Here is a 9,874-nt window from a genome sequence, read left to right as displayed (position 1 = left end):
AATGTCTAACTTGGACGCTGGTGGTATCGCTCACGCGGTTCTTGGCGCGACAGGTATCGTTGCGGTAATCATTGCAGGGTGGACAACGTCTAATCCAACTATCTACCGTGCAGGTCTGGCAATCCAAAGTATCTTCCCGAACAAATCGCGTGCATACATCACGACTATCGTTGGTGTTGTTACCGCTATTATTGCTTGTTTCCCATTCGTATTTACCCGCTTATTAGACTTTGTGGGCTACATGGGTCTTCTGCTGGCACCAGTTGGCGCAATCATCGTGTCTGAGCACTGGGTATTCAAGAAAATCGGTCTGACTCCACTTTGGTCTAAGTACCAAGGTAACGACCTGAACAAAGCGGCACTTATCACTTGGGCTATTGGTGTTGTTTTTGCGATAACGTGTGAACAGATGGGCATCCTGCATTTGTTCTTCCTTTTTGTACCGACTTACCTACTGTCTATGGCCGTTTACATCACGTTAGCGAAATCTATGGGTGCCGGTCATAACTACGCTAAACAGGAAGCGGAATACCAACAAGAGCAGAATCAACGTGAAGAGTACCATGCTGAACTAGCGAAACGCGAAGCAGCACAACAGACTGAAGCTAAGCCAGCCAGTCTGCTGGAGAAAGCTTCCGGCGCGATTGCTCTGGCCTCTCTGGCTGCGTTGGTAGTTTCTGCATTGAAAGTCTGGGGCGCAGATGCTGACTACCAAGTGGCATTCGAGTCCTTTAAAGCGTTCGCGATTTATCCGACTGTAATTTACTTTATCTCGGCGACCACCTGGATCACTCTGCGTGACAAAACTTAAGAGAGTATATAAATGAATGACTTAATCAGAAAAGCCTTTGTTATGCAGCTCAATGAAAGCTGTAAGGCAGAATACAAAAAACGACATGATGAAATCTGGCCAGAGTTGGTGGACGTTCTGAAAAGTCACGGCGGTCACAACTACTCCATCTTTCTCAATGAGGAGACTAATCAGCTATTTGGTTATGTCGAAATCGAGAGTGAGGAGCGTTGGGGTCGGGTTGCCAATACTGAGACTTGTCAGAAATGGTGGGCTTATATGCAAGACATTATGGCAACCAATCCGGATAACTCTCCGTTGTCTGTAACCCTAGATTCCGTCTTCTATCTGACTTAACGTTAAGACCAATCGCAGTAAATAACCAGTCAATAAGCCTCGCTATATTGCGAGGCTTATTATTTGACAGTGACGAATTTTTTCCATCTGCGCTTCCCGCTTTACCGTTCAACTGCTTCCTTCTTCAAAAGAACATAAAACCAAACATTTAGAGAAGCTCTGGCAGAACTTTATCTATGCAGTATCACGTTGTTTATCAAAACTTTGAAACGCCGCATGAGCTTCTTGAAAAAAACGCACCAATTGCGTTTTTACGGGGGGATTTTTGAAGTTATTCGGTCGCAAAAAACGGTGTAATAGCTCTAAAGAACAAGAGGTGGTATTCATGATGAAGGCTGTGATTGCAATAGACCTTGGGGCGTCAAGCGGACGTGTCATGGTCGGTTATCTAAACAACGGAAAAATCGAACTCGAAGAGTTTCACCGTTTTCAAAACCAGCAAGTGATGCATGGTAATGAGTCGTGCTGGGATCTCTACTCAATTCTAGAAGAGATCAAAGTAGGCATCAATAAAGTAGTGGCGACAGGTATTGAGATTACTTCACTGGGCATAGACACCTGGGGGGTCGATTTTGTGCTGCTAAACAAGTTTGGTAAACACTTAGGTGAGTTTGTCAGCTACCGTGATGCACGTACAGAAGGTGTCCTAGATAAGCTGTTAGCGGATAATCAGCTAACCCTGCAAGATATCTACACTACAACGGGCATTCAGTTCCTGTCTTTTAACACCATTAACCAGTTAAAAGCGATCCACGATCAACAGCCTGAATGGTATGGCGAGATTGATACCTTGCTGTTTATTCCGGATTACCTTAACTACAAGCTATCCGGCGTTAAACACTGTGAGTACACCAATGCCTCCACCAGTCAGCTTCTGGACTGCAAAGAGAAAGTGTGGAGCAAGGAGCTTATTAACGCATGTGGTGCAAAAATAAACTGGTTCCTGCCACCTAAAATGCCAAACCGCATTATTGGTGAGTACCACTTAGGCGATGTACGAATCCCGGTATGCTCTGTGGCAAGTCATGATACCGCATCAGCAGTAGCAGCAACACCAATCACTCATGAGACTATGGCCTACCTGAGTTCCGGCACCTGGTCTCTAGTGGGGATTGAAAGCTTTGAACCTTACACCGACGAACTTGCTTACCAATACAACCTGACCAACGAAGGTAATGTGGATGGTCGCTATCGCGTACTGAAAAATATCATGGGCTTGTGGCTGATTCAGCGCATTAAAGCAGAAAACCCATCACTGACGTTCCCGGATATCGCTAGTCTGGCACGCCAGGCACAGCCGTTTAAGTATATCGTCAACCCTAATGACAATGATTTCTTAAATCCTGCGTCGATGACACATGCGATTAAAAACTGGTTCAACAAGCGTGACATGGAAGCGCCGGAAACTCTTTCCGAAGTCATTCGCTGTATCTACGACAGCTTAGTCCTAGCGTACGACAGGGTACTGACCGAGCTTGCGGAAGTCACCGGCAAATCCATAACTGAATTACGTATTGTCGGCGGCGGCACGCAAGATAAGTTCCTGAACCAACTTTGTGCCGATGTTTGTCAGATCAGGGTATCGACCGAACCGACAGAAGCCTCGGCACTGGGCAACGTGATTAACCAGTTTATCGCGTCCAACATTATTACCTCGCTGGAAGAAGGCCGCCAGATTATCGATGCCTCTTCCGATGTGAAGAGCTTCACTGCAAACCCTATTGAGGGATTGGAACAAATCAAATCCCAATTCCAACAAATAACTAAATAAGGTACATAACCATGAGCAAAGAGCAGATCATTTCAGCTTACAAACAAGCAAAAGCGGTTTTTGAAAAATACGGTGTGGACACAGATAAAGCAATGGAGCTACTGAGCCAGACAGCAATCTCTATGCACTGCTGGCAAGGCGACGATGTACGTGGTTTTGAATCGCCAGAAACAGCCCTGAGTGGTGGTATCCAAGCAACGGGTAACCACCCGGGCGCGGCAAAAACACCAGATCAACTGCGTGCGGACATGGAAAAAGCTTTCTCTCTTATTCCGGGTAAGAAGCGCGTTAACCTGCACGCGATTTACATCGATGCCGATGAATATGTTGAACGTGATCAAATCAAACCTGAGCACTTTTCTCGATGGGTTGAGTGGGCGAAAAAACAAGGGCTTGGTCTGGACTTCAACCCGACTCTGTTCTCTCACCCTAAAGCAGACGACGGTCTGACGCTGTCTCACCCGGACGAAGATATCCGTCAGTTTTGGATTGAACACGTAAAAGCGAGCCGTAAGATTTCTGAATACTTTGGCCGTGAACTTGGCACAGCATCATTTATGAACATCTGGATCCCGGACGGAATGAAAGATCAACCTGTTGACCGCCTTTCTCCACGCACACGTCTTGCAGACTCTCTGGACAAAGCTCTAGCTGAGAAGATTTCTCCTGAGTTCCACAAAGATGCTGTAGAGAGCAAACTGTTCGGTATAGGCGCAGAAGCATTCACCGTTGGCAGCAACGAGTTCTATCTAGCGTACGCTGCAACCCGCGGCACGGCACTATGCCTTGATGCAGGCCATTTCCACCCAACTGAAGTGATCAGCGACAAAATCAGTGCATGTTCACTGTACGTCAATGACCTACAGCTACATGTAACCCGTCCGGTTCGCTGGGACTCTGACCACGTGGTGTCGTTCGATGACGAAACGCAGGCAATCATGCGTGAAATCGTACGCAACAACCTGCTGGATCGCGTAGCAATTGGCTTGGACTTTTTTGATGCATCAATCAACCGCGTAGCGGCTTGGGTTATCGGTACCCGCAACGCACAAAAAGCACTACTTAAAGCCCTGCTTGAACCAGTAGAGCAACTAAAAGCGGCAGAAGCATCCTTCGATTACACCACACGCCTTGGACTGATTGAAGAGGCTCATTCTCTACCATGGGCAGCTGTATGGAATTACCACTGTTTGCAAAACGAAGTCCCGGTTGGCTTTGATTGGATCAACGATGTGAAGGATTACGAAGCAACCATTCTGGAAACACGTTAATTCAAACCGCTCAACAATCAAACAAGTCAGATTCTACGTCTGACTTGTATGGCTAAGTTAACTAGATATAAAAGGCTAATACTATGATTCAATTAAACGATGCAGTGATATGTGAAATAGAGAAAGTCAGTGAAGTTTCTCAGTACCTTTGGCAACGTGAATGGGCAGAGCGCAACGGCGGTAACATCTCTGTGGACGTCACAGATCTATTCGATGAAATCCCGCAAGTTGACGTGCAAGAAAAAACACTGCCACTGCAACTGCCAATAGAAAGTGCTAACCGCATTTATTACGTAAAAGGTACTGGCCAACGAATCCGTGAACTGCGGGAGCCTGACTATGCGGGTTGTATACTTAAAGTCAACGCAGCGGCAAACGGTTACCAAATCATCTGGGGCGGAAAAGCGAGTGAAGATTTCGCCCCAACCTCTGAATTTATCAGCCATATTAAGATTCTTGTAGAAAAAAGCAAAGCAGGCTCTGACCACAAATCCGTAGTTCACACTCACCCACTTGAACTGATTGCGCTTTCTCATCACTCAGACATTTCAAAGAGCAGCGAACTGTTCACCCATACCTGCTGGAAGATGCTGCCGGAAGTCCGTGCATTCGTCCCACGCGGTATCGGCATGATCCCGTACTGTCTGCCTTCTTCAGAAGAGTTAGCGGATGGTACAACAGCAGCATTGCTTAAGCATGACGTTGCGATCTGGGAAAAACACGGTGCAACCGCTTCCGGTGCCGATGCGCTGCAAGCATTTGATTACGTAGATGTCGCCAACAAAGGCGCAAAATTATACCTGATGTGTATAGCTGCTGGTTATGAGCCTGAAGGTGTGACGAGAAAAAATATGGATATTTTGAAACGAGAATTCAATCTATAGAGGTATATATTATGAGTGTGTTCAAACTGGCTTTTCCGAAGATCAACTACTCCGGTGTTGGCTCAATTGAAGCATTAGTTGAACGTCTGACTGAAGAGCATGGCAGTGAAAAAGGTCTTCTGATCTGCGACCCGGCTCTGGTAGAGCTTGGCTTTGCTGACAAACTTCTCATCAGTTCGCTTAACCTGATGCTTTTCAAAGATGTGCGTCCAAACCCGGACACCCATACCGTGAACAGCGCGTACAAGATGTATTCTGAGTCTGAGGCGCAGTTTATTATTGGTTTCGGTGGTGGCAGCTCAATTGATACCGCGAAAGCCATCAAAATCCTTTCTGCTAATGATGGTCCGATTGCAGCGTATAACGGTATTGAGAAAGTAATAACGCTTGGCGTTCCTCTGTACGCAATCAATACCACTGCAGGTACAGCGGCAGAAGTGACGAGTAACGCAGTGATCACTGATACAGAGACACACGTTAAACACGTAATTATCTCGGACAAGATCATTCCGGAAATTTCAGTGAACGATCCTAGTGTTATGCTTGGTGTTCCAAGCGATACAACGGCAGCAACCGGTATTGATGCATTAACACACGCGGTTGAATCTTTTGTATCTGTTGGGGCACACAAACTAACCGATTATATTTCTCTGGAAGCAATCAAAACCATCGCGCAAAACTTACCAAAAGCGGTTGATGACGGCACAAGCATCGAAGCACGTGAAATGATGGCATACGGTCAGTTTATCGCCGGCTTGTCATTTAACAGCGCAGGTCTGGGTATGGTTCACGCAATGGCTCACCCTGCCGGTGCTCACAAAGACTTACCACACGGGGTATGCAATGCAATTCTATTGCCTGTCGTGTGTGAGTTTAACCGCCCGTACTGCGTTGAAAAATTTGCCCAGGTTGCCAAGGCGCTTGACGCAGACACCTCTGGTATGACCGTAGAAGAAGCAAGTCTGGCAGCGATAGATGAACTTCATGCTCTTAACCGCCGAGTAGGCATCCCTGAAGGCTTTGCTCAACTAGGCGTAACGGAAGAAGATATTCAGAGCTGGGCAGATGATGCTCTGGCAGACCCTTGTGCAGGCGGTAACCCGCATCCAATGACTCGTGATCAAGTAATCGCACTGTATAGAAAAGCACTGTAGCTCCGGAAGATTCAGTATTTACTCTTTGTTCCGCAACACAAATGCCAACAAAACCATGTTGGCATTTCCCTATTTCCCCTATATCCAGTTGAAATTTGTCAACACTGTTTGTTGCGTATGCATTATCAACCAAGTCTTGGTACTTATGTAAGCACCAAGACTTTCTGTTTATGTATCTTGTCCGTAATTACGGCTACATTCTAGATCTCTCCTAATCCTGTTTCTAATTATTCTCTGGTATGCAAACTCCTTTGCGCGTCTGATGAATAAAGTCTGCTATCAGAAAAAATAGGTAAATCTGCAGAAATAGAAGATTACACTAAGCACTCGGCTATCAAACTTTGGGGCAAGAGTAAGCCAACCTCGTAAGATAGCTAGTTGAGATAATTCATGTGATTCAGTGGACGGTATGGATAGATTCCTGTTATCACAGGAAAGACGGTAATTAGCGAAGATCTGATGAGATTTAGATAGCAAAACGCCGCTTATAAAAGCGGCGTTTTCAATGGGTGGAAGCTCCAGCCACATGACTAAATGACAGATTTAGTCTTTTATTTTCAGTCAGTTAGAAAATCGACATGGATATATAAATGTTGCTTCAGTACCCCATCCTAGTACCTTTATTTGTTGGATTCAAGAGTTAAAAAATGCCTCATCCGAGGCACCTGTTTTTTCTAACATTCACTCACTTCAACTTTTAATAAAAAGTCGATCCCACGGCCAAAGCTCTCGAAGGTGTTCATCTTTCAGCACTAAACCTCTGTGACCATCAGAGTCTAGAGAATCTTCCATTTCATAGTCTTCTACCATGATATGTGTACGGAACACACTCAAAGCGAATGAAAAAAGAACAAGATCATTTAACGCAAGTTTGGTTTCTCCACACGAAGAAAACACTATTGCGTTGACGATTTCCTCTGCCTGTTCCGGCGTTAGTAGTCTTAAATCAAACTGAGCTCCATGAGCATCTTTTCCGATAACCCAGAACTTAGTCGCTATCCGCTCGATAGCTTCTCTAGCTCGGTAGTCTGCATCACGACCATTGTCGATAATCCAATCGAGCACACCGTATGCCTCATCCATTTGCTCAATTATCAATGAGTAACGATTGCTTTCTGAGCCGATATTTTCATACATAACTTTACCTCCACGTTTTAGTTATGCATGTCGTATGGTCAACTATCGAATTGCGTAAGTGTGTTGAGCCATTTTTCTGCTTTACTTACGAGTCCATCTTAGGAAATGGCACTCTACCCCTTAAGTGTGCTTGCTCAAAGAAGAGCTTCAAAATTGCATACTTTTCTTTGCGGGTTTGGGTTGATTCGTATCTTGTTCTTTGCCAATAGCCGATGATCTGTCTTTTACCTACTTTGTGTAACTGCTCACCTAGATAAGGCTCATGCTCGAAAATATTCTCTAAAATAGCAAGGAGGCGTGCAACCTGTTTACGACGAAAAGCGATGCCTGGCTTTTGATACGACGCCATTATCGTCATGACCTGCCTGTATGTAGTAGGATTCAAAACGCTACCCCAGGTACGAGTTTGTAATCTCAACGCGATGATGTCCAAGTCTCTTAGACAGCTCTGTGCGAACACTTAGGTCTAAAGCCTTTGCTTGTTGCAAAGTCATCGACAGTTTATTTGCTATATATTGATAGTGCTCCTTACCATGGGAAATCCCAGACTGAACGGGACAAGGAACACCGGCCCTGTCTAAATAGAAGGCACAAGCATAATATTTTCGCTCACCATGAGTCTTGTAATGCGCATCTATCGTCGTGGACACTCGCCATGCATGACTTTGGAAAGCCTTAAAACTGAACCGCTCGGGAATCAGCGTTCTGGAATAGCTTTGCTTCTGGTAGTTAGCCACCTCTTGAATAAGCTGGTATTGCTTCCTGGTTTCAATTGGAATTAGTCGCCGTTGCCCTCCCTTAGTAGCACGGACTATGGAAGGTGTTTCATTATTCTCTATTGCTTTAAGACATTGCTGTGCATCAAATAGGCTTGCTTCTCGAAATCGCATTCCAAAAAAGCGTTGTAGCTGCATCACCAACTGAAGTTCGACCGTTACGCCAGCTAAAACTTTTTGGTGTAATACATCGGGCACTGACCCATCAACCAAGGCAATCGCGACATGTGGGTATTGGATTTGATGCCCCCCTGTTGTTCAAGACTGGCGTTGATTAGCGCTTTTTCAATATCTCTTGAACCTAGAGAGTAATTTGGTTTTGTAAAATCCCTTACCCCTTTTAGACGATGTCCTGTGTATTTTTTTGTCAAGTTAGTCTCCTCTATAAATTATTCATAATGTCTCCTGCGTTTTACATAGCTGATTGCGCGGCCATTCGGCTGTAGCGATAAATGATATACGTCGGTAGTTATTTGATGCTCTTCCATGTGCGGAATCGAGGGCTTGTTGCATCCTCACCAAATAAGAGGTGACGACATTTTCTATTCTAAAAATGACGTCTCTGATGGCTCAGTCGACAGCTGAATTAGGCGTTGATTCCACCATCAGGGGCTATGTCTTAAGTTTGTACTTTCACGTTATGTATCGAGTTGGCAGTCTGAGTGGTAACGCCAATAAAAATATGCTTACCATCGTTTCTCGATCACCTAATAACGCTGAACTTCCAGCTACTTCTCTAAGTAATGTTGTGCACTGCCCGTAGTCCTTATACGAGCGGTAGATTTTTCTCTTCGTCTAATTTCTTCGATGAAATTAGACGAATTCATTGTCGTGTCGTTTTCTCCATTGAAGCCTGGGTAGGCAAAAAGCTAACCCTGCATTGGGCTGTCGTATGTGTATTCGCTAGAAACTTAACTTCATTGACGGTGTTGTGAATTCTTTTTGGCTCGCTTAGTAGCTTTTGAGCTCGTAGAGTCAGGCTAACATTGCCACAACTAAGGCATGTGACGGAGTATCAGAGGACAGGTTCAATTGAAGTTGGCACACAAAAGGAAAAAGGTGTGTTTACAGTGTTCGGCATCAACACAAAGTCGCTTGGTGATCACATTGGTAGTCGATTCTTCGTAACTCAGAATTACTCCAAAATACCGTTCCTTTTGCCGAGAACTTCAATTGCATCACCAATGCCTAGGCATCTGATTGCACATATAGTAAAATTGCACGTAAGGGTCTTAGGAAAACAAGTGTCGCTTATCCGATCAAAGCGTGTTTGCTTTGCTATTTCAATTTCTCTATAAGGCATAGTGTTACAGTATCCTTTTTGCACTAGCAGTGAGTACAATTGTTCAATCAAGTGACAGGAAAAACAATCGAATAATAGTGTGCTAGACGGATACGTTTTAATGGAGGCCTTTCCATTATGTCGAGAGCAATCGTTCTTGTTATTCATGAACTAAATGCATTGAGTATAAGTTTAGTTAGCAAAAGGCTTCCGCGTAGTTCCTCTTAGCTAGGAGCGAATAAGGGGCCGGAACCCCAAAAATCAACGACCGCAATGTTGTTATTTACGGATTCTACGATAGATTCCCACTAGCAGTAGAGCAAGCAATCCAAATGGACCAAATGAACCGCCGCCGCTACTTCCACTGCCTCTACTATTGCTTTTGCCGTCGGTTGGTGCAGAAGTAGTGACATTCACTGTTAGCTCGTCGATTGTAACTATTCACCCGCGAG

The 9,874-nt window shown here is 44.9% G+C and carries 10 protein-coding genes and 1 pseudogene; 6 read left to right on the top strand and 5 right to left on the bottom strand.

Going from position 1 to position 9,874, the window contains the following annotated elements; translation table 11 throughout:
* From HW45_RS04065 to HW45_RS04040, 6 genes and pseudogenes are all read left to right on the top strand, one after another.
* Window positions 1-811: pseudogene (locus HW45_RS04065) on the top strand (nucleoside transporter); the annotation flags it as partial.
* 12 nt (window positions 812-823) lie between these two features.
* Window positions 824-1,147, top strand: a complete 324-nt coding sequence (rhaM, locus tag HW45_RS04060) for an L-rhamnose mutarotase (RefSeq protein WP_006071368.1) — start codon at window positions 824-826, stop codon at window positions 1,145-1,147.
* Between the two features lie 325 nt (window positions 1,148-1,472).
* Window positions 1,473-2,918: a rhamnulokinase gene (gene rhaB / locus HW45_RS04055; RefSeq protein ID WP_038225018.1), complete on the top strand. Its 1,446-nt coding sequence runs from the start codon at window positions 1,473-1,475 to the stop codon at window positions 2,916-2,918.
* An 11-nt stretch (window positions 2,919-2,929) separates the two neighbouring features.
* On the top strand, window positions 2,930-4,189 hold the full coding sequence (locus HW45_RS04050; RefSeq protein WP_006071370.1) for an L-rhamnose isomerase: 1,260 nt from the start codon (window positions 2,930-2,932) through the stop codon (window positions 4,187-4,189).
* Between the two features lie 83 nt (window positions 4,190-4,272).
* Complete coding sequence (gene rhaD / locus HW45_RS04045) at window positions 4,273-5,073, top strand: rhamnulose-1-phosphate aldolase (RefSeq protein WP_038225016.1); 801 nt, start codon at window positions 4,273-4,275, stop codon at window positions 5,071-5,073.
* An 11-nt stretch (window positions 5,074-5,084) separates the two neighbouring features.
* Window positions 5,085-6,227 (top strand): iron-containing alcohol dehydrogenase, encoded by a 1,143-nt coding sequence (locus HW45_RS04040; RefSeq protein WP_038225015.1) that lies wholly within the window; start codon window positions 5,085-5,087, stop codon window positions 6,225-6,227.
* A gap of 690 nt (window positions 6,228-6,917) precedes the next feature.
* Here HW45_RS04040 and HW45_RS04035 read toward each other — a convergent pair.
* The 5 genes from HW45_RS04035 to HW45_RS28700 all read right to left on the bottom strand — a co-directional run bounded on the left by HW45_RS04035 (window position 6,918) and on the right by HW45_RS28700 (window position 9,839).
* Window positions 6,918-7,364, bottom strand: a complete 447-nt coding sequence (locus HW45_RS04035; RefSeq protein WP_038225014.1) for a hypothetical protein — start codon at window positions 7,362-7,364, stop codon at window positions 6,918-6,920.
* An 85-nt stretch (window positions 7,365-7,449) separates the two neighbouring features.
* Complete coding sequence (locus HW45_RS04030) at window positions 7,450-7,713, bottom strand: hypothetical protein (RefSeq protein WP_235225356.1); 264 nt, start codon at window positions 7,711-7,713, stop codon at window positions 7,450-7,452.
* Window positions 7,714-7,753: 40 nt separating this feature from the next.
* On the bottom strand, window positions 7,754-8,338 hold the full coding sequence (locus tag HW45_RS04025) for an integrase domain-containing protein (RefSeq protein WP_051867744.1): 585 nt from the start codon (window positions 8,336-8,338) through the stop codon (window positions 7,754-7,756).
* A complete protein-coding gene (locus HW45_RS29875; protein ID WP_235225355.1) occupies window positions 8,308-8,511 on the bottom strand; it encodes a hypothetical protein in 204 nt (67 codons plus the stop codon). The genes HW45_RS04025 and HW45_RS29875 overlap by 31 nt, the downstream gene beginning before the upstream one ends.
* Window positions 8,512-9,701: 1,190 nt before the next feature.
* Complete coding sequence (locus tag HW45_RS28700; protein WP_160171192.1) at window positions 9,702-9,839, bottom strand: GlyGly-CTERM sorting domain-containing protein; 138 nt, start codon at window positions 9,837-9,839, stop codon at window positions 9,702-9,704.
* Window positions 9,840-9,874 lie beyond the last annotated feature (35 nt).

The sequence above is a fragment of the Vibrio sp. ER1A genome (genome assembly GCF_000733315.1).
In the GTDB taxonomy this organism is placed as follows: Bacteria; Pseudomonadota; Gammaproteobacteria; order Enterobacterales; family Vibrionaceae; genus Vibrio; species Vibrio mediterranei.
Note: the sequence above shows the minus strand (reverse complement) of the source record. Positions and strands in the feature narration are given on the sequence as shown.